The organism is Vibrio kyushuensis (assembly GCF_050337325.1).
GTDB classification, from domain to species: Bacteria; Pseudomonadota; Gammaproteobacteria; order Enterobacterales; family Vibrionaceae; genus Vibrio; species Vibrio kyushuensis.
In genome coordinates this window covers 150,694-170,070 of record NZ_JAKJSV010000002.1, presented here as the reverse complement: position 1 = coordinate 170,070, position 19,377 = coordinate 150,694, and the positions used below count along the sequence as shown (strand labels likewise).

General features: G+C 42.5%; 16 protein-coding genes. 10 read left to right on the top strand and 6 right to left on the bottom strand.

All coding sequences use genetic code 11. The features are described 5' to 3' along the window. Positions 1-192: 192 nt before the first annotated feature. A complete protein-coding gene (locus L4D20_RS00770) occupies positions 193-1,176 on the top strand; it encodes a hypothetical protein (protein WP_428799657.1) in 984 nt (327 codons plus the stop codon). Between the two features lie 47 nt (positions 1,177-1,223). On the opposite strand, the gene L4D20_RS00765 is transcribed toward L4D20_RS00770, so the two are convergent. Further along, on the bottom strand, positions 1,224-2,144 hold the full coding sequence (locus L4D20_RS00765; RefSeq protein ID WP_428799656.1) for a LysR family transcriptional regulator: 921 nt from the start codon (positions 2,142-2,144) through the stop codon (positions 1,224-1,226). A gap of 167 nt (positions 2,145-2,311) precedes the next feature. On the opposite strand from L4D20_RS00765, the gene L4D20_RS00760 reads away from it, so the two are divergent. The 3 genes from L4D20_RS00760 (at position 2,312) to L4D20_RS00750 (ending at position 5,794) form a co-directional block, all read left to right on the top strand. Beyond that, positions 2,312-3,463, top strand: a complete 1,152-nt coding sequence (locus L4D20_RS00760) for a DUF1254 domain-containing protein (protein WP_428799655.1) — start codon at positions 2,312-2,314, stop codon at positions 3,461-3,463. A 145-nt stretch (positions 3,464-3,608) separates the two neighbouring features. Further along, complete coding sequence (locus L4D20_RS00755; protein ID WP_428799654.1) at positions 3,609-4,250, top strand: Crp/Fnr family transcriptional regulator; 642 nt, start codon at positions 3,609-3,611, stop codon at positions 4,248-4,250. A 101-nt stretch (positions 4,251-4,351) separates the two neighbouring features. Then, entirely contained in the window at positions 4,352-5,794 is a 1,443-nt protein-coding gene (locus L4D20_RS00750; protein ID WP_428799653.1) for a DUF1254 domain-containing protein, read from the top strand. Between the two features lie 188 nt (positions 5,795-5,982). On the opposite strand, the gene L4D20_RS00745 is transcribed toward L4D20_RS00750, so the two are convergent. Continuing rightward, positions 5,983-6,345: a MarR family transcriptional regulator gene (locus L4D20_RS00745; RefSeq protein ID WP_428799652.1), complete on the bottom strand. Its 363-nt coding sequence runs from the start codon at positions 6,343-6,345 to the stop codon at positions 5,983-5,985. Between the two features lie 356 nt (positions 6,346-6,701). Here L4D20_RS00745 and L4D20_RS00740 point away from each other — a divergent pair, with 356 nt between their 5' ends. Then, positions 6,702-8,303 (top strand): MFS transporter, encoded by a 1,602-nt coding sequence (locus L4D20_RS00740; protein WP_428799651.1) that lies wholly within the window; start codon positions 6,702-6,704, stop codon positions 8,301-8,303. A gap of 79 nt (positions 8,304-8,382) precedes the next feature. On the opposite strand, the gene L4D20_RS00735 is transcribed toward L4D20_RS00740, so the two are convergent. Next, positions 8,383-8,871, bottom strand: a complete 489-nt coding sequence (locus tag L4D20_RS00735; RefSeq protein ID WP_428799650.1) for a type II secretion system protein — start codon at positions 8,869-8,871, stop codon at positions 8,383-8,385. Between the two features lie 76 nt (positions 8,872-8,947). Then, positions 8,948-10,570: a hypothetical protein gene (locus L4D20_RS00730; RefSeq protein WP_428799649.1), complete on the bottom strand. Its 1,623-nt coding sequence runs from the start codon at positions 10,568-10,570 to the stop codon at positions 8,948-8,950. A gap of 393 nt (positions 10,571-10,963) precedes the next feature. Between L4D20_RS00730 and L4D20_RS00725 the strand changes: the two genes are divergently transcribed. Together L4D20_RS00725 and L4D20_RS00720 are read left to right on the top strand one after the other, a co-directional pair. After that, on the top strand, positions 10,964-11,659 hold the full coding sequence (locus L4D20_RS00725; RefSeq protein WP_428800723.1) for a response regulator transcription factor: 696 nt from the start codon (positions 10,964-10,966) through the stop codon (positions 11,657-11,659). A 62-nt stretch (positions 11,660-11,721) separates the two neighbouring features. Further along, a complete protein-coding gene (locus L4D20_RS00720) occupies positions 11,722-12,999 on the top strand; it encodes a HAMP domain-containing sensor histidine kinase (RefSeq protein ID WP_428799648.1) in 1,278 nt (425 codons plus the stop codon). A 129-nt stretch (positions 13,000-13,128) separates the two neighbouring features. Here L4D20_RS00720 and L4D20_RS00715 read toward each other — a convergent pair whose 3' ends face one another. After that, positions 13,129-14,277 (bottom strand): iron-containing alcohol dehydrogenase, encoded by a 1,149-nt coding sequence (locus tag L4D20_RS00715; RefSeq protein ID WP_428799647.1) that lies wholly within the window; start codon positions 14,275-14,277, stop codon positions 13,129-13,131. A 261-nt stretch (positions 14,278-14,538) separates the two neighbouring features. Further along, a complete protein-coding gene (locus L4D20_RS00710) occupies positions 14,539-15,687 on the bottom strand; it encodes an iron-containing alcohol dehydrogenase (RefSeq protein ID WP_428799646.1) in 1,149 nt (382 codons plus the stop codon). 151 nt (positions 15,688-15,838) lie between these two features. Here L4D20_RS00710 and L4D20_RS00705 point away from each other — a divergent pair, with 151 nt between their 5' ends. From L4D20_RS00705 to L4D20_RS00695, 3 genes are all read left to right on the top strand, one after another. Then, a complete protein-coding gene (locus tag L4D20_RS00705; protein ID WP_428800722.1) occupies positions 15,839-16,702 on the top strand; it encodes an AraC family transcriptional regulator in 864 nt (287 codons plus the stop codon). Between the two features lie 223 nt (positions 16,703-16,925). Continuing rightward, positions 16,926-18,881 carry an alkyl/aryl-sulfatase gene (locus L4D20_RS00700; RefSeq protein ID WP_428799645.1) on the top strand — a complete coding sequence of 652 codons (1,956 nt, stop codon included), beginning with the start codon at positions 16,926-16,928 and terminating at the stop codon, positions 18,879-18,881. Between the two features lie 9 nt (positions 18,882-18,890). After that, positions 18,891-19,358, top strand: coding sequence for a hypothetical protein (locus L4D20_RS00695; protein ID WP_428799644.1), 468 nt, complete (start codon positions 18,891-18,893; stop codon positions 19,356-19,358). Positions 19,359-19,377 lie beyond the last annotated feature (19 nt).

Genomic DNA, 19,377 nt, shown 5'->3' with positions numbered 1-19,377 from the left:
CAAGACTCAAGTGAGAATATAAATGCGATTTATATTAATAGTAGATAACGAGAAAATAGTAGCACCAATTCTTTGGTTTGTTTGTAAGCTCACGTAAGCCAACGTAAGGGTTCGCCGTATAAGTAATTAGTTAGGTTACAATCTATCTCACATTAATTATTCGCTTATTGCCCACCAAATTTGGAATAGAAATTGAAATATACATCCATGACCATATTTTTCAGTTGCTTTGCTTTAACAGCATGTAATGAAGCAACTATTCAGTCTGAGTCGACAAACTCTCATCGCCACACAACAAGTGTTTCTCTTAAGACAGCTGTAGATAACTGCTCAACTCGTAATGATGTTCCAAACTGTCATTTTGACAACGGCATATACATCCTAAAGCTTGGCGCGACAGTCACAGACGAACAGCAACAGAGGGTCGTAACGCAAATCACAGACTTCATAGACAATAGCCATGATGATGTAAGAGTACTATTAAACAATAAACGATTGGTGATAGGGCTTATTGAAGACGCACCCGACCCTTCGAACTTATCTTCAATTGATGATTTTATTCTCGCACTTGCTGATAGTCGAAACGAAGTGAATGGCATGGCTAAGGTCATCGATGGTATTGAACTTGTTTATACCCATCTTGAGGATAAAGATAGTAATAACAATACAATCTACATAGATGAGAGTACCAAATTGGCCGCCTACCAAAAGCTCATTCAACTCTTTGATTATTATGTTGATGAAAACAACAATAGCTCTGCGGGTGCCGCTTTAAAAATTGCTTACAATGAGTTCTTACAAATCCTTGATTCTCAATCAAAGCAAGGTATTTCAGAGTATCTGATTTACAACCAGTGCAACTATGGGAATGGCCAACTACCAAAAAACACATGCTCAATTGATCCTGATGATGACCCGGACGGAACAGGCAACAGAGATCCCATTCATATTCTAGATTCAAACCTCAATATGGGTGCAATCATTGGTATGACTCACGATTACATGAAAGATCCGGCCAAAAACAGCGTCGGTGAACTTGAAGGATCAAACGGCACTGACTTTGAGAATAGTGGCTCTATCGGCACGGGGGATGCCGAGTCGATCAATTGGTCAAACCCTGCTTTTAAACCATTGGCTGATTATATTAACATCTGGTTTTTAGCGAATACTAATTAAGTGGTGTTAAAGCGACGCTCACTTAGCCAAAACAAATTACTTTAAATTTAGAGCTTCTTTAATGCCGCCTTTTTCGCACACTCTTTGATGCAGCTAAGTAACCAGCTGTGCAAAGGGTGCTTGCGCGTTTTGTTCGAAATAACGGCGGCAAACTCCCCATTTGGTATCTCTAATTTACCGCTAATACGCCACATCTTATATTCATCTGAAATGTTGTTTGCTAAACGTTCAGAGCATGGGAACACAATATCGGTATTGTTTATCGCATCTAAAATGATGTTTAGATGTGCACTTCTCAGTTGGATCTTAGGTGTGATGCCAAACGCTTTCAGCCCTTCTGCGGTGCGATTCTGATGCTCATTCCAATTTGGGATCAATTGCGATGCGACAGGGTAAGTTTTAAAGTCCTCAGGCTCTATAGTCACAGATGATAACGGGTGTTCTTTACGACCGATAACCACAAAGCTATCCATCCCTAGCTTTGCCTGCACTAACTGCTTTGAGAGGTCCAGTGGAAAATAGTTAACACCAACATGGATATGTCCATCCATAATCGCATCTGGCGTTGATGACTCCCAGTTGGTCAGATGGAGCTCAATATTAGGGGCTTGTTTTACAATCCGGGTAATGATCTCTGGTGCAAGCCATTGTGCTATAAACCCATTCAAAGCAATCGTGACTTTACCGTGATAAACACTAGGGTCAAATACTTCCCCACCATTCACCGCATCGTAAAGCAGATCCATTGCCATGGGTAGACGCCCTGCTATTTCTTCCGCTTTAGCCGTTGGTTCTAGCCCGTGTGAGGTTCGAATAAACAGTTCATCATCAAAGTAATCCCTTAAACGGCTCAGGGAGCGACTCACCGCGGGTTGGCTTAAATAGAGGACTTCTGCCGCTTTCTTGGTGTTTTTTTGTTCTAAGAGTGCTCGCAGAACTTTTAGTAAATTTAGATCTAATTGTTTCATGCCCACGTCACCCTACGTTTCATTTCAGAATAATCATGATATTACAATTTGCTATAACACCTTTACCAACGTTTCATTATTTTAACCCCGATCACCTATTTATAGTGTCTTTAACGAAAAAAAGTCGATTATTCCATTTGATGATGAACACTGACAACAGGTGACCTATGAAAGTTAAATACCTAGCAATTACTCTATCAGTCCTATTAAGCGGAACCGCAATTGCGCAAAATATTGCGGAGCCAACGGTTTCTGATTTGCACGCCTACAAAGCTTTCCACCACGCTGAGTACATGAAGGAAACCGCCGAACAGGCGGGGGGAACGAACACTCTTCTACACACCACAACACTTCCAACAGAAGGCACTGACCCAGTCGTTACGCCGGCATTGGATCATCTGTATACCAAGGCTATTGTCGATTTGACCCATGGCCCAGTTGTTCTAGAGATGCCTTTTGTAGAAGATGACCGTTACTTCTCAATTCACATTACCGATCAAGAGCACTACACAACTTTCGATGAAATTCGCCCCAATGGACGCTATGTATTCGTACGACACGACTACCAAGGTGACGTACCACAGGGCAAGGTTATTATGAGCCGCGGTGATTACCCGCATGTTTTCATCCGTACTCAAGTCAAAACGCCGAACGATGTAGAAAATACCAAAGCAATTCAACAGAAAATCAAACTGACTGGAAAACAAGGCCAACTGAATTTTGATGATGCTATCGAATTCACTTTAGAAACGCACGACGCCTACCCACAAAATGGCACTCTGTTAGAAGACTCTATTGGATACAACGCCGATACCCACAAACAGATGTTCCAATGGGCTGGCCAATATTTCGCTCAAAACATCATCGACAATACGGGCATGTTTGGGCCAATAGACAGTGAAGAGTTTGGTTCTCAAGATCCGCGAAATCGCGCTGCGGCGATTGTTGGGCATTTAGGGCTACCAGTAGAGCACGCGTATTACACGGGTATTTTCAATCAATGTAATGGTGAGCGTTTAAACGGCGAAAAACCTTATGTTGTCACTATGCCTTACGCAAATAACGTATCCGAGTTTTGGTCAATCACTCGTTACAGCGCACTCACACGCAATACGCTGCCAGATGCTCAAGACGTGTATAACGCCTACAACACCAAACCGAATGAAGAAGGAAATATCCAAATCACGTTCAGCTCAGAAGACCCGAAAGATGATACCTACTGGATGCCAGTAAACGCAGGTGAACCCTACTATTACGTCGAGCGTTTCTATGGCCCAGACGTTGGGAATGTGGTCACTACTCAAAATTTTTGTGATTAAATGAACCTTCAGTTCTATTAAAGTCACCTAATTGGTGGCTTTTTACTTCCCAACGTTCAATCAGTTCAAAGAAACGATTTTTCTGCAGTTATATTATGGGCTACCCTAATCAATGCATCGCTATTCTAGAAGTGAGCTTATAAATATGACTAACACCGAAACTGCAAACATAACCCTTTTACTCAAACAGTATATCAACCCTGAAATATACCCTCATCTGCACCAACTGTTTTCCCTCAAACATCAGACTCTGCTTCACAAAACTGGAAGCCAGGTATTTCGTCAAGGAGACACCCCCAACCGCATTGGTTTATTGATTTCTGGAAAAGTGGAAGTGTCATATATTGATGAGAAAGGAAACTATGTCATCGTCGAGAAGTGCGGTGACGGATTTTGGTACGGTGACGCGGCCTATATTGATGGACTGCCCCTTCCCTATACCGTAACTGCATTGACTGATGTCATGGAGCTCAATATCTCATGGTCGCAGTTAAAGCAAGACCCAACCGTTAGTTATGAATTGCACCAATTCATCTGCCAGAACGTCGTAGCGCGCCTGCGTACCATGTATTATAAATTCGACAGCATCACAACCAAACCACTTGAGCAACGAGTATTAGAACGACTAGAACAGCTTCAAGATCCCAACAATCCCATCACAATTACTCACGATCAACTTGCTTCCTATCTCAGCACCAGTCGACATAAAATTTCACGACTAATGAAAAAACTTGAAACTGATAATGTAATTACCCAAGGGTATAAAAAAGTGACTCTGTTGAAATAATTTTTGTTTCTTCACTTCAATTTCGCATGCTGCGAAATTCATAATAACCGTTCAGGATAAAGTTCTCTCAAGCCCATACACTATCAACTAGAGAGAATATTATGCGCAAATCACTCATTGCTTTATCTATCGCGTCGACGGCCCTATTTACCATCAGCACGCCTATCCTAGCTAACAACACCGACTTAATAATCGAACAACAGCAGCAAGCCAACTCCATCGAGGAAACACGTTTTCTTCGTCGTGCTATTGAAGCTGGTCACTGGATCATGCCTCAGGTTTTATGGGATGCCATGGCTACTAGAGCAATTGAAGATTTCGGTGGTGATGACTTAAGCGTATTCTATTACAGTAAACCAATGGACCACCTTGCTCAGGCTGTAACGGCAAATAATAATAGCCCTTATGTCCATGTCTATCCTGATTTATCAAAACATGACGCCATTGTTATCGAGTTACCCGCATCAACCGAAGAAAATGCATTTTTTGGTACTTTCTTAGACTCATGGCATAAACCAATTCAAGATGTAGGTCCAGATGGGGCCGATGCCGGAAAAGGTGGCAAGTACCTACTTATTGGTCCGAATTACCAAGGTGAAGTCCCATCTGAATATATCGCGGTAAACTACGATACGTACCGTGGTTATTTATCTATGCGTTCATTAACAACGACGACTTCAGCTGAAGATATGGCACAACACGTGGAGTATGTTAAGCAAGTTAAAGTGTACCCATATAGCGACAAATCAAAACAAACTAACCACATTGACTGGTCTGGGAAACTGTACGATGCAACGATTAAGTTTGATGAGAGCTATTGGGAAATTGCAAATCAACGTATTCAAAATGAAGTCGTCAAAGCAGATGAAAAAGCCTTCTATGGCATGATGAAAAGCTTAGGTATAGAGAAAGGAAAACCATTTAACCCTAGCCCAACTCAAATTGAATTGCTGTCACAAGCAACTCAGCAGCTGCATAAAGAGGTTCAGTACGATGTTGCCACTTATGCAGAACGTTTATGGGGTGATAAAGCACAGTGGACCTTGCCTGTGCCACGTACCATGATGACCACTGATGCAACTTATGTTGATGCCAATTGGAACGACTATCAATCTCGGGGCACCACATTCTATTTCTACTTTGCACCACCAGCGAGTTTAGCCGATAGTAAATCAACAACTTATATAAAAAATGGTAAAGACGAAAATGGTTTGTTATTAAATGGGGACAATGACTATACCCTACATGTCCCAGCGAATGTCCCAGCAAGACGCTTCTGGTCTGCGTTAACCTACAGCACTCAAACTGGGGCATTCTTAATTGATGCAGAAACCGTTGGTATCGCGTCAAATGAACCCTCTACTGTATTTAATGATGACGGTAGCGCAACGGTCAACTGGTCTTCCAATTGTGAGGGTAAGGTAAACTGCATGAATTTAAATAAGGGAGAAGAATTTTTCTTATTGTTTAGGCTATACGGACCTGAAAAAGGATTTTTTGATGGTAGCTTTGTTTTGAATGACCTTCAGAGAACCTCTAAATAGTCATTATCGAATAACACTGAAATCACGTCCCAAAAGGCGAGCATTGTGTTCGCCTTTTTGTTACTGAAATTTAGTTATTCTGTTGTTTGACATTAGGTAAAATGAAACCTTTATCAAAATATCCTTGCTCTAGCTGATACAAACTTATCATATAAACAAGAACTGATTAACTCATAATTCCGTGTTTTTTAATCAATCAACTTCTTAAACAGTAAATCAAGCATCTCACCGTATTCTTTGTTGTGACCTTCAACATAATCAATTTTTTTATGCGAAGTATCAATGACCTCAGCGACAATCGTATCGGCTTTATCGGTGGTCGATATACTCATTTTGTTGCGATTCGACTCAATGCTGTGCTCTACCAATAGATCTTCTTCCACCAGTTTTCGGACTAACGGGTTTACTCTGCTCGACTGTAAAGACATCGCTTTCGCTAAATCATATTGCGAGCATCCGCCCTCTTGCCGACCAACATGCAACAAAATGAAGAATTCCAACGTCGACATTTTCTTTGGGTACGCATCATGTATTAGTTTTTTAAACTCCATTGATACACGATAAATTTTATAGAAATTAATGACGTCCATAGATTAACTCTCGCAACAATTGACATTCTTTAAAAACAACAAATACAAATTAAACAACAACTTAGGATTATAGCTAAATAAAATAGCTATTGAAGCAGTTTGTGAAATAGCTACCCTACCCGAACAATACGTAGACACTCTAATCATTAGCAATGCTGGCAAATAGAAAGTAGCACAAGGCCGTGTTCAACACCTATGTAATTAACATTGTCAGTGTAACGGTTCCGGTGCCCTCCAAGTGACCAAACCTTATCTCAAACTAAATTTATTTCAAAAATTTAAGCAACTTAAAATTAAAACTTTATCAGGTAGAATTTATGACTCAGGCCAACACCAATACCGCCCCTAGCCCGACAGGCTTTGTTAAGTGGTTAAGTTTAATTGTTCTAATATTAGCGCAGCTTGGTACCTTGCTAGACCTTTCAACGATGCAAGTGGCGGCAGAAGTTCTCACTCAAGAACTCAATGCAACCATGCCACAAATTCAATTTGCCAACGCAACCTACGCTATGTTGGCAGCATCACTAATGATTGTCGGTGGCTTTACAGGCTTAATTATCGGCTGGCGAAACCAGTTTAAAATCGGCTTAATTTTCGCCATTTTAGGGTCAGTTTTTGCTGCTTTCTCTCCCAATATGCAAACATTCATCTTAGCGGGTAGAGGATTAACCGCTATTGGTGCGTGTCTGCTTATTCCCTCAGTTTTAGCGCACATACCGGCACTTTACCAAGGTAAAGATCGTGGTCTAGCCTTTGCGGTAATCGCGGCATGTTTAGGCGTATTAGCTGCTGTTGCCCCGATAGTACAAGGTCTAATCATTGATACCTTCGGTTTTAAAACGGCCTACTTAGTCGTCGCAAGCTACTTCGCTACAATATTGGTATTCACTCGTTTTCTTAGTCCGTTGGCGAGGTCAAAACAGACCGTAAAAGTAGACTTTGTCGGTATTCTATTAAGTTGCACTGCGCTACTGAGCATCATTATTAGCCTTCTAATGATCTCTTCATGGGGCGTCGTTCAGCCGTTGAGTCATGTACATCTATTTGGCTACTCGCCAGTATTGCCAATGATCACGTTAGGATTGATACTTCTGAAGCTGTTCTTTTCATGGGAAGCTAACTTTGAACTAAAGCACGGCTCCGCGTTAGTACCGAAGAGCTTCATTCAAAACAAAACCGTTTTGTCTGGCTTCTATATGATGCTTGCATCTAACTTGCTCACCGCCTCTGTCGCCTTTTTAGTCATAATCTATCTGCAATTGGCATTGGGCCTTAGTGCAGCACAATCAGGAATGGTTTTTTCTGTTCTTGCTGCTGGCCTCATCATTGGATCTATCATCACTCCTAAACTTATTGCGCTACTATCAATGAAATTCTTTAGCCAACTCATCTACGTTTTATTAGCTGTAGGAATTATGGCTTTAAGCATAGGTGCTGGCGTTACTTCATTCTCATTAATCGCCTACTTTGGCTTACTATGCATTGGTCTTACCGCAGGCTTTTTAATGAGTTTCGCACCGGTTATCGTAACGGGATCATTAAGTGAACGTGAAGCTCAACAGTCTGGTGGTGCTCAAGCAACGTCGAAAAACCTCGGTGGTGCATTAGGTATTGCAGTGTCGGGAGCTATACTGTTGTTTTCTCTATCGGGGAATGTTCAGTCGGAGGTCAACGCTCACCCTGCTATGTCGAGCGAAACACAAACATTGATCGCTGACCAAATTTCAATTCCTTTTGTCAGCAACGCTCAAAGCATCGAGATGATGACCCAAGCGAATCTATCTCAAGAGGACATCAACACACTCTCTGATATCTATGCTCAAGCAAGACTCGAATCGTTTCGTACGGCTTTATATATGATCATTTTGTTATCTTTTTTAGGGCTATGGATGACGCGACATATACCCCATAAGATTTAAGGCCCGGTATAGACCCGCAAACATGCAAAAGAGCCCTATTCGTAGGGATGGGGCTCTCTAAAAGACAACTGATAGGCGGTTAACACATATTGGTATTCGTATCGATCATCGGCTTGCCCTGACCATTCTTACGTTGAACAGCTCGAACAAAGCACGACGGTAATGTCCCAGAGCTTTTATACGATTGATAATCCTCACGATGCATAATGTACACGCCGTGAAGAATAGCCGTATCTTCATTGCCAATTTGATTAAAGAGCTTGTAATTAACGACCTGTAAATTTGTCTTTAATGCTCGCTCTAAGTTATTAGCTCTCAATACAATATTACCGTTCCAAACCTTTACCTCACCGATTTTGGTTCGCCCCTCATCCTTACCTTCAAGTATTGCCTCACCCAATACAGAAGCATTGGCGCTAATGACAGCTTGCCCAGTATTGAGAATGATGGCCTCTTTCGCTCCGTCTCTTACATTAAAGTAACTCGGAATTGCAGCGGCAGACAAAAGCCCAACAACTGCAATCACGATCACCATCTCAAACAGTGAGAATCCTTGTTGTCGCTTCATAATCCATCCAAACATAGCTTCACGCAGATACAGGCCTAACCGATCAACCTAATAGATAGGCCTGTAATAATGACTATCAACCGTTTAACTTTGTTAGGCTAATAACTTGATCGTTGAACTTAACTTTCTCGAAGTTCATCAGCTCATCAATTCCCGTGCTTGGGCAGTTCACTGAGTCTGTGTACTTTTGATGAAGAATTGTACAGTTAGAGAAGTCTTCTGACACGATGTAGGTATCAACGCCATCTTTACCGTCCACTACATTATTCTGACTATTTCCCTCAATGGTGTTGTCTTGGTCATTGGCGGTTAAATTCATCGCCACATCGCCAACTATCTTCGCATTCACCAACCAACGAGATTTGAAGGTATACGGTTCCACAGGGGGATGAGTACTTTTAGACATATGAAACGTTGGAGTTAAGCCACCTTGAGCGAAACGGTTTTTATAATAAGTTTCAACGCCAGCTGAATCGATATGAGCAGTATATTGAAGGTAGTCGTGGAACATGTTTTCTATCCAAAATGCCGCTTCAAAATCGTCATTACGCATATCACGTCGAGTTAAGGCCTGATAACTGTCTAGGCCTGAAGAACGGTGTTCCCACATTCCCATGTACGCCTCAAACGCAGCCGCTAAATATTCATGCGAATAACTTGGCCCAAGTTCTGGATCGATATCGTCAGAAAGCCAATCGTTCCAGCTTGATTGCGTTGGTTGCCAAACAGAATCTTGACCGGCATCATGTCGGTTATACAAATCAAGAGCACGTTGCTGGAATTGATCCTGAAACGCTTTGAACTTAGGGTTAGGTGCGATACCTTGCGCTTGAACTAAGTGAAGGATTTCCTCAAAACCAGCGTCACGATCCGCATGCTTTCCTAAATCTTCACAGTAGTTGGCAAAGTTACTCATGTAGTGACAATCGCCCTCAACCGTTAACTCTCTAAACATTAACGACTGGCTATGAACAAGCCATTTCTGGCTATTCTGGCTCGTTTGAATACCAACTAATATCTTATCCATCACCGCTTTAAACTGAGCAGGGTAGTCAGCATCAAACTGGGCCAGTGTATTGCTGAACTTCTCAACGCTGGAGGTATCGAGTTTATTAGAATTTTTTTGATCAGCATCATCAACCCACTGCTGCAATTTACCCTGTCGAAACGCTTCTTCGACAAAGAGCTTAGTCAGCATTTGATCATTTTCATCATCGTTTGCAGTAAGGATCAAGGTCGCTTGACGGTTTGCCATGAGTTGAGCAATTGAAGATTTATCGACCCCGTAGGTAGACTCTGGCAGGTTAGATAAAAAGTGCTGCATAATGTTTGCCGCGCGCTCAGTTTTACGTTGTGTAATGTTGCGCTGCTTTGCCCGCTCTTCATCCGTTACGTATTTTTTTTCATCAAAATACGCAATGATGTGAATCGTCTCATTGGTGTTTAACTGACCACCAGATCGTGACTTGGTTTGATTAACCGAGACAGGGATGTACATGTTAAAACCCGAGCTTGTAGCTATATCCAGAGTCTGGGGAAGAGTTTTCGAAATAGATCCGATAGTAACCACTTGGCTGCTTTTTGTTCCAGTATTCCCAGTAGAGGAGCCGCCACTCGTCCCACCTTTACCATCATCGGAGCCACAACCAGTGAGTGCTACAGCCAATAATGCTGTGTAAATATATTTCGTTTTGAGCATGCTTTTTCCTGCTAGATACGTCAAAAAAATTAATCGTGCTTGGGGGCTTTTTCGAGGCGAATAGTAATAGCGAAGAGGGAAATGTCTAGGTGTACAAAAGACAATACATTGACTGCGTCAATAATTCGTAAGGTGCCTAGGGTGAAGTAATTCATCACATTTCTTCACAAATAGTCTTATATGAATATTAACTGCTCACAATTTACGTTTTTCTCCTATGCATCAGGTTATTAAACAGAACACCAATCCATTAAAATTCGCTTTGTAAGCAGATGTAAGCATTGACTGTAATGAATTAAATACTCCAATTTCAGGATAAATTTCTCACCGTTATTGTCGGCGCAATCGATTTCCATATAATGCGACGCAAATACATAAGTAGAGTGAATGAAAATGAGTTGTAACGTTTTATTGGTCGAAGATGACGCTGCTATTGCCCAACTAACAAAAATGTATCTTGAAGCGGAAGGCTATCAAGTCAGTGTTATTAGCGATGGGCTACAAGCATTAGATAAGATCAAACTCACTCAGCCTGATCTGGTTATTTTAGACCTCATGCTTCCTGGGAAATCGGGGGTTGATATTTGCCGTGAAGCAAGAGAGTTCTATCAAGGCATGATCATTATTCTGACCGCATCAGAAGATGAGATGAGTGAAGTGTCATTGCTCAAGCTTGGTGCCGATGACTATATGACAAAACCCATCAGGGGCCATATTCTCGTGGCTAGAATTGAAGCTTTGATGCGTCGTTATAACCAAGCAAAACTGGCTCAAAAGCCCAGTTACATCACCGATGCCTACGGCATTGTCATTAGCAGTGATAATCAAGCGGCGTACTATCAACAAAAGCCAATCGCCCTCACTCAGTCTGAGTTTGAAATTCTCCAAGTGTTAATTGAACATGCCGGTACCGCTGTCTCAAGAGAGCATTGCTGTCAAGCAGTGAGAGGGATTGAATACAGTTCAAATAATCGCTCAATCGACATGCGCGTTTCTAGCTTACGTAAAAAACTGATTCAAGCTGAAGTATTTGGTGCTGCCATCAAAACCGTCAGAAACCAAGGCTACAAGTTAGTAGGTTGCAGCTAGTGAAGATCACAACCAAACCAAGATCTATGTTTAAGTGCTTATATCTAGAAAGTTTAATAGGCATGATCATCACATTTGTCATTTTTATTCAGCTAGGCGATGACTATGTCCGCCAAGGCGATAGAGAGACCGTCCTTGATACGGCATCCTCTCACCTACAACATTATGTCAATAGCCGCTTTGAAACCGATGGGCTGTATCAACACTTAAGTGATAAAAAAGAGCATTCGTTCTACGACTATAAATTGCAAGTTATCAGTGGCTCAGAGCAGATCACGCGATACTGCATAGATTGCGAACCTTTTTCAAACAAAAACGGCGTTGAAATACACATCAACGACATCGACTTATTTGCTGTCGCGCTTCCTATTCCAAATTCATCCGATTTCCTACTATTTACCGAGACTGAAGATCCCATCAGTGCAGAAACGCCTTGGTATGAAGACAGAGATAACCACTTTTTCTTGATGCTATTTATCACCATGAGTATCGCGCTTGCCGTACTGCTTTACCTTCCTCTGCACCGCGTAAATAAACGAATCAATAAATTACTGGCGGTTCAAGAAGCGTTTGGTAAAGGGGATTTGAGTGTCCGAGCTGACGCTTATCATATCTCCCCAATAAAGGAGATTGCTGAGAGTTTTAATGTCATGGCTGACGATATCGAAACTCGAGTAAAAGAGTCTCAAATCTTCTCCCACGCGATACCACACGAAGTGCGAACACCCCTTAGCCGAATTCAAATGGCAAGTGATCTATTGCGTCGCGAAGATACCATTAACAGAGAGCAGCTTCATGACAATATCGACCAATATATCGAAGATATTTCGCTACTCACCTCTGATATTTTACAGTTATCTCGGCTGACTAATAAGCGCTGCACCAGCACGGTTCCGCACTCAGAGAAATTGCACTTGGCTGAAATATGTAACCACCGAATTGCAATGTTTGGCGACAGAAACACGACGCTACGTATAGACCCAGCCCTATCGCAACAACATCCGTTTGGCGCTAAATGTTTTGCTAAACTCACTATCGATAACCTAATAAAAAATGCCATCAACTATGGGAACGGCACCGTCGACGTTTCTATTAATGAATTTGAATGTAGTTGGACGATAGACGTAGAAGACAACGGACAAGGGATACCGTTGGGTAAACGGCACGAGATCTTCCTAGCCTTCTCTCGATTAGATGAAAGTCGAAACCTCAACAATGGCGGCTTTGGACTAGGGTTGGCTATTGCCAATCAAGCTGCCAAAAATCTAGGTTGGACTCTCTCCGTTGATGACAGTCACCTAGGAGGCGCTAGGTTCACCATCGTTATTCCGAAGCTCTAGGTCATAACAAAGATAAGTACATACAAAGGTAAGCCCAAAACAAAAACGCCACGATATCTCTGTATGAGTTTATCGTGGCGCTTTTCTAATACTTACTATTCAATTACAGGAATAGTAAGTCGCTTTAAGTTACTGAATTGCAGCTTCTAAGATCTTACGGCTTTCAGTTAATGTGATCGCTTGATGCTCACCCAGTGCCAATAAACCGTGGCTCTCAATTTGAGCCGTGATTTTATCGACAGCTTGCTCTGCCGTTAACCCGTAATCGGTTAATTGCGTCGCCACACCTAGGCCTTGGTAGAAGCTTTCAATCGCTTCAATGGTGCGTTCAGCTAGATCATCACTTTGCGCTAAACCAAAGACGTTTACACCCATTTGCTCAAGCTTCCCACGTTTAGTTGCTAATTGATTGCGCATTAATGAAGGCTGAACAATGGCTAGCGAACGAGCGTGGTCAACACCGAATGCTGCCGTTAGTTCATGACCAATCATGTGTGTTGCCCAGTCTTGAGCTACGCCAACACCAATCAAACCATTAAGTGCTTGGTTTGCAGACCACATTAGGTTTGCACGCCATTCATCGCTGTCACGCTTATCAAAGTCGCCGCCTAGTTTGAGCAAGCTACGAAGCAATACTTCTGCATAGCCATCTTGAACGTACGCATTATTAACCGTGGTCAGGTATTGCTCACAAACGTGTACCCAAGCATCAACAACGCCATTAACTAGCTGACGATCTGGCAGTGTTTTCATTACATCTGGGTCCATCACTGCAAATCGAGGTTGAACAAGTGGAGACATGAACGCCAGTTTTTCTTTGGTAGCGGCATTTGAAATGACAGAGCCACCGTTTGACTCTGAACCCGTTGCTGGCAAGGTTAAGATAGAACCTAGTGGTACAGCTTGAGTCACTTGGTGTTTTCCAGCCGGAATATCCCAACCTTCACCATCGTACATAGCCGCTGCTGCCACATATTTAGAGCCATCAATAACGCTTCCGCCACCAACCGCTAAGATATAGTCAACATTTTCGCTGCGTACCAGTGCTACCGCTTTGTCTAGCGTTTCTCTTGTTGGGTTTGGCTCAACACCTGAAAATTCAACCCAGTTATGATTCTTCAGAGCAGATGTCACTTGGTCATAAACACCATTGCTTTTGATAGAACCGCCACCATAAATCACCAGCACTTTACTCTCAGGAGCTATTTGCTCACTGATTGCGGAAATTTGGTTTTGTCCAAACAGGATTTGAGTCGGGTTCACGTAATTGAATTTCATGTGTTATTCCTTAATTGTTATAAGTCTTTATCATTGTCACTAGTGCATAATACTCCGAAGGATAATATTAAAAATAGATAAAAGTCCTAATTTAATGCCTAATCCTACTTTACCTGCGAGATTTATCCCACAATGTGTAATCGGGAACGTGGCTATATGAACTCTATGGACTAGCGCAATGAGCGAAATCGATTCCACTAGAAAACAAAACGCCACAATTCATATTGTGGCGCTATTTTAGAAGGGGTAGATTCTAAATCGTTACTTAATTGCCGCCTCTAGTATTGTTTTGCTATCAGTCACCTTAATTGCTTGATGCTCACCTAAGCCTTGTGGATTATGACTCTCAATTTGATGACAGAGATTTTCAATTACTTGAGATTTTTCTCCTACGTAGTTGGTTAGTTGTGTTTCAACATTCAAACTCTGGTAGAAATCTTCTATCGATGCAATGGTGCGTTCGGCTAAATCTTCGCTCAATTCTAATCCAAACACGTTCACACCCATTTGTTCTAGCTTCGCTCGTTTTGTCGCAATTTGGTTACGTAACATAGCAGGCTGAACAATCGCCAAAGAACGAGCATGATCAACACCGAACATCGCTGTTAATTCATGGCCCATTTGGTGGGTCGCCCAGTCTTGTTCTACACCGACACCGATAAGCCCATTAAGTGCTTGGTTTGCAGACCACATTAGGTTCGCACGCCAATCGTCACTATCACGTTGATTAAAATCATTGCCTAACTTTCGCAAACTGCGTAATAGCGCTTCTGCGTATCCATCTTGTACATAGGCTTGATTTACCGTTGTTAGGTACTGCTCACACACGTGAACCCACGCATCGACCACTCCGTTAATAAGTTGGCGCTCTGGTAAAGTTTTCATCACATCAGGGTCCATCACTGCAAACAATGGCTGAACAAGTGGAGAGAAAAACACGAGCTTCTCTTGAGTAGTAAGACTCGAAATCACAGCACCACCATTAGACTCAGAGCCCGTTGCTGGCAGTGTCAGGATCGCGCCTAGAGGAAGTGCCTTGACCACTTCATGTTTGCTTGAAGCAATATCCCAACCGTCACCTTCGTATAACGCTGAAGAAGCAACGTATTTTGAGCCATCAATTACACTTCCACCACCAACTGCTAATATGTAGTCAATCTTTTCGCGGCGAACAAGCTCAACGGCTTTATCCAGAGTTTCTCTCGTTGGATTAGGCTCAACGCCTGAAAACTCAACCCAATTATGATTTTTTAACGCCGATACAACCTGATTGTAAACGCCATTGATTTTAATCGAGCCTCCACCATAAATAACCAGTACTTTCTGATCACTGCTAATCTCACCCGCTATCGACTCAATTTGGTTCTGTCCAAATAAGATCTTTGTTGGGTTTACATAATTAAACTTCATGCGCCATTACTCCGTTGTTATTAGTCTGCCTCATTATCTGGGTGCATAATACTATCGAGGTAACTTATAAAAAGGTTAAAAAATCGAATTTCGTTGCCTATTCCTGCTTTAACATATAGATTAGCGATTAGCTAAAGAACGGAGAGTAATGATGAAAACACTGACAAGTGCAATGCAAGCCTACGCCCATTCAAACGGGTTAACGGCTACTGAAGGTATATTCCAAACCAAATTGGATGGGGTCAGTTTCTATTATGCTCCAACATCAAGCCCTCGTAGGCCCTTGCTGTATCAGTCAGGCATCATCATTATGGGACAAGGCAGCAAACGTATTCATTTAGCTGAAAATGCAGTGAGTTATGGTGTGGGTGATTACTTGGTCATTGGTGTTCCACTGCCTTTAGAATGCGAGGCGTTCAATGATAATGACGAACCACTTCTGAGCTTATGTGTCGATGTTGATCTTCCTCTTCTCAACAAATTAGTCGATCAACTCGATGTTTCCGTACCGAAGACCTCAACTCGAGGCTTGCAAAAAGCGCAAGTCACTGACGACCTTTCAGATGCTTGTATCAGGTTGCTAAAGTGCCTACAAGATGATGCAGAAACCAAGATTCTAGGAACAGATTTGGTTAAAGAGATCGTCTACCGAGTATTGATTGGCCCACAAGGGAATACTTTAATGGGGCTAGTAGCACAAGACAGTCACTACTCGAGAATAGCCAAAGTCCTGAATAGATTACACGGTAACTTTTCATCACCCGTTAATGTCGATGAATTAGCTCAAGACGCCAACATGAGTGTGTCTGCTTTCCATCGTGCTTTTAAAGAAGTGACCTGTGAATCGCCAATGCAATACGTCAAAAAGGTACGCTTAGATAAAGCGAAAGAGCTCATCACTGTCGAGGGGAAACGAGCCAGCGAAGCGGCCAACCTTGTCGGTTACAGCAGCCAATCGCAGTTTTTTAGAGAATTTAAACGCCACTTTCAGCTATCTCCTTCACAGATGACATAACCATTTTTAGCAATATAGCAACCAACATTAGCGCCAATATAGGAAGGCTCGTCATTCGGCCTTCTTAACTCTACCTTCCAATATTAACGGTTACTCCAGTAACCTCACGCGTCATTGTGAGCCGTGACATAAAACCAAAAATGTCTTAATAATTCTCAGAAAATTAACGAGTTATCTTCTACGCTTTATTTACGCAACAGCGCACATAAAGAAGGAACTAACTATGAACCGTTTTGCTATATCGTTGGCATCGATAGTGATATCGACGGCAGTCATCGCAACTGAGCCCAAGCCTGCGAGCCAGTCCACTATCGATACTAACCAAGCACTCTATAAAACACTACCCTTCAAAGACACCAAAGATTTTGAACGTGCTCAGAAAGGCTTTATCGCAAAGCAAGATGTCGTGACGATTACTAACGACAACGGAGATGTAGTCTGGGATCTTGAAGAGTACAAGAAATTCATCACACTTGATGCTAAAGCCCCCGACAGTGTTAACCCGAGTTTATGGCGAAATGCACAGCTCAATGTCATTAACGGCCTGTTTAAAGTCACCGATGGCATATATCAGGTTCGAGGTTACGATTTAACCAACATTACTTTTGTTGAAGGCGACAAAGGTTGGATCGTCTTTGACCCACTGATTTCTCAAGAAACAGCAAAAGCCGCATTAGAGTTTATTAATTCGGAATTAGGCGAACGCCCTGTCACAGCGGTCATCTATAGCCACAGTCATATCGACCACTTTGGCGGTGTACGTGGCATCGTTGATGAAGAAGATGTGAAAGCTGGTAACGTCCAAATTATTGCCTCTCACGGCTTTACTGAGCATGCTGTCTCTGAAAACGTCATCGCAGGTAATGCGATGGGTCGTCGTGCAATCTATATGTACGGTGCGCTGCTTCCTAAAAACGCTCAAGGCAGTGTCAATGGCGGCTTAGGGCAAACCACTTCTACAGGTCTAGCGACACTCATTCGCCCGACTCTCATTATCGAAAAAACCGGTGAAGAGCATACGATTGACGGAATAAAAATGGTATTCCAATACACACCTGGCTCAGAAGCACCAACCGAAATCAATACTTGGATACCCGAGAAAAAAGCGTTGTGGATGGCTGAGAACAGCACCAATACGATGCACAACATTTTAACCCTGCGTGGCGCACAAGTTCGTGATGCGTTGAAGTGGTCTTTCTATCTTAATGAAACGATCGAAATGTGGGGGGATGAAGTCGATGTTAAATTCCAAAGTCACCACTGGCCAATGTGGGGACAAGAAGAGATCGTTGACTACTTCAAACTTCAACGTGACATGTATAAATACACCCATGACCAAACGGTTCGCCTAATGAACCAGGGATACATTGGCTCTGAGATTTCAGAGATCATTCAATTCCCAGAAGAAATTGAGAATAACTGGAGCACTCGCGGATACTACGGAACCCTTCGACACAACAGCCGCGCGGTTTATCAGCGTTACATGGGTTGGTATAGCGGTAACCCATCGGATCTTAATAACCTACCACCAACCAATGCCGCAGTGAAATACGTGGAATACATGGGCGGCGAAAGAGCGGTAATTACTAAAGCTAAGCAAGATTTTGATGATGGGAAATATCGTTGGGTAGCAGAAGTGCTTAAACATGTCGTGTTTGCCAATCCACAAAGTAAAAAGGGTAAGTCTCTACTAGCTGACGCCTATGAACAGCTAGGGTATCAAGCAGAATCAGGCCCATGGCGTTCGGTCTACCTACAAGGTGCGTATGAGCTTCGAAATGGCACACCCTCTTCAGGTGGTACAAATACCGCATCACCTGACATCATTAAAAACATGCCACCAGAGATGCTTTTTGACTACCTAGCCGTAAGATTGTTGCCAGAAAAAGCTGCAGGTAAAGATTACACACTGAATATCAACTTTACCGACCTCAATGAGGAGTACACCCTTTACATCGAAAACTCCGTACTTAACCACACTACGAAGTTGGATGATGACCCAGATGTATCCATTACACTGACCAAGGCTGCATTGGATGATGTACAGCTTGGTTTAACAACCCTAGAGAAAGCCATCGCAAATGGTGACATTAAACTGAAGGGTGATAAGAAGGTCTTTAAGGACTTTGTCAGCATGCTTGATACCTTTAATTTCTGGTTCAACATCGTCACACCATAGGAAGCGAATATGAAGCCACTATTTTCATTGCTGTTATTAGGCTTCGCCACATCAGGGGCAAGCTTTGCGACTAACGCTTGCTCCTATGATGGGCAATTTAATAACCCATTTACTGAAAGCTTCCCAGGTTCACTGGATATTGCGATAGCAACCCAAGAAGCACTTGAACACAATCACTTACAACGCATTGAAGCACTTGAAGGAAAACAAGGGCTAAAACGAGCCAGTTGGTGGTTAACCTTGATGGCAAAAGATCAAAAGGTTGACCTTGAATCAGTCACGTATATTTATCTCGTAGATAGCCACCTGTGGACGAAAGTCACCAATGGAAACCGCGTTGAAGTTCACGCTACTCCGTCATCTGCAACGCCTTCCTCTGTGATGCTGCTCAGCGAAGCAGCGCTGCAAGCGTTAGTGCAAGACAAGGTGGATTTACAAACCGCGGTAGATTTGGGGGTGGTTCAGTTTTCTAGCTAATTAAGTGTCCACTTTGAAT

Coding starts and splice junctions, on each gene's coding strand:
- L4D20_RS00765 (WP_428799656.1), bottom strand. CDS start 2,144: ATGAAACAATTAGATCTAAATTTACTAAAAGTTCTGCGAGCACTCTTA.
- L4D20_RS00760 (WP_428799655.1), top strand. CDS start 2,312: ATGAAAGTTAAATACCTAGCAATTACTCTATCAGTCCTATTAAGCGGA.
- L4D20_RS00755 (WP_428799654.1), top strand. CDS start 3,609: ATGACTAACACCGAAACTGCAAACATAACCCTTTTACTCAAACAGTAT.
- L4D20_RS00750 (WP_428799653.1), top strand. CDS start 4,352: ATGCGCAAATCACTCATTGCTTTATCTATCGCGTCGACGGCCCTATTT.
- L4D20_RS00745 (WP_428799652.1), bottom strand. CDS start 6,345: ATGGAGTTTAAAAAACTAATACATGATGCGTACCCAAAGAAAATGTCG.
- L4D20_RS00740 (WP_428799651.1), top strand. CDS start 6,702: ATGACTCAGGCCAACACCAATACCGCCCCTAGCCCGACAGGCTTTGTT.
- L4D20_RS00735 (WP_428799650.1), bottom strand. CDS start 8,871: ATGAAGCGACAACAAGGATTCTCACTGTTTGAGATGGTGATCGTGATT.
- L4D20_RS00730 (WP_428799649.1), bottom strand. CDS start 10,570: ATGCTCAAAACGAAATATATTTACACAGCATTATTGGCTGTAGCACTC.
- L4D20_RS00725 (WP_428800723.1), top strand. CDS start 10,964: ATGAGTTGTAACGTTTTATTGGTCGAAGATGACGCTGCTATTGCCCAA.
- L4D20_RS00720 (WP_428799648.1), top strand. CDS start 11,722: ATGATCATCACATTTGTCATTTTTATTCAGCTAGGCGATGACTATGTC.
- L4D20_RS00715 (WP_428799647.1), bottom strand. CDS start 14,277: ATGAAATTCAATTACGTGAACCCGACTCAAATCCTGTTTGGACAAAAC.
- L4D20_RS00710 (WP_428799646.1), bottom strand. CDS start 15,687: ATGAAGTTTAATTATGTAAACCCAACAAAGATCTTATTTGGACAGAAC.
- L4D20_RS00705 (WP_428800722.1), top strand. CDS start 15,839: ATGAAAACACTGACAAGTGCAATGCAAGCCTACGCCCATTCAAACGGG.
- L4D20_RS00700 (WP_428799645.1), top strand. CDS start 16,926: ATGAACCGTTTTGCTATATCGTTGGCATCGATAGTGATATCGACGGCA.
- L4D20_RS00695 (WP_428799644.1), top strand. CDS start 18,891: ATGAAGCCACTATTTTCATTGCTGTTATTAGGCTTCGCCACATCAGGG.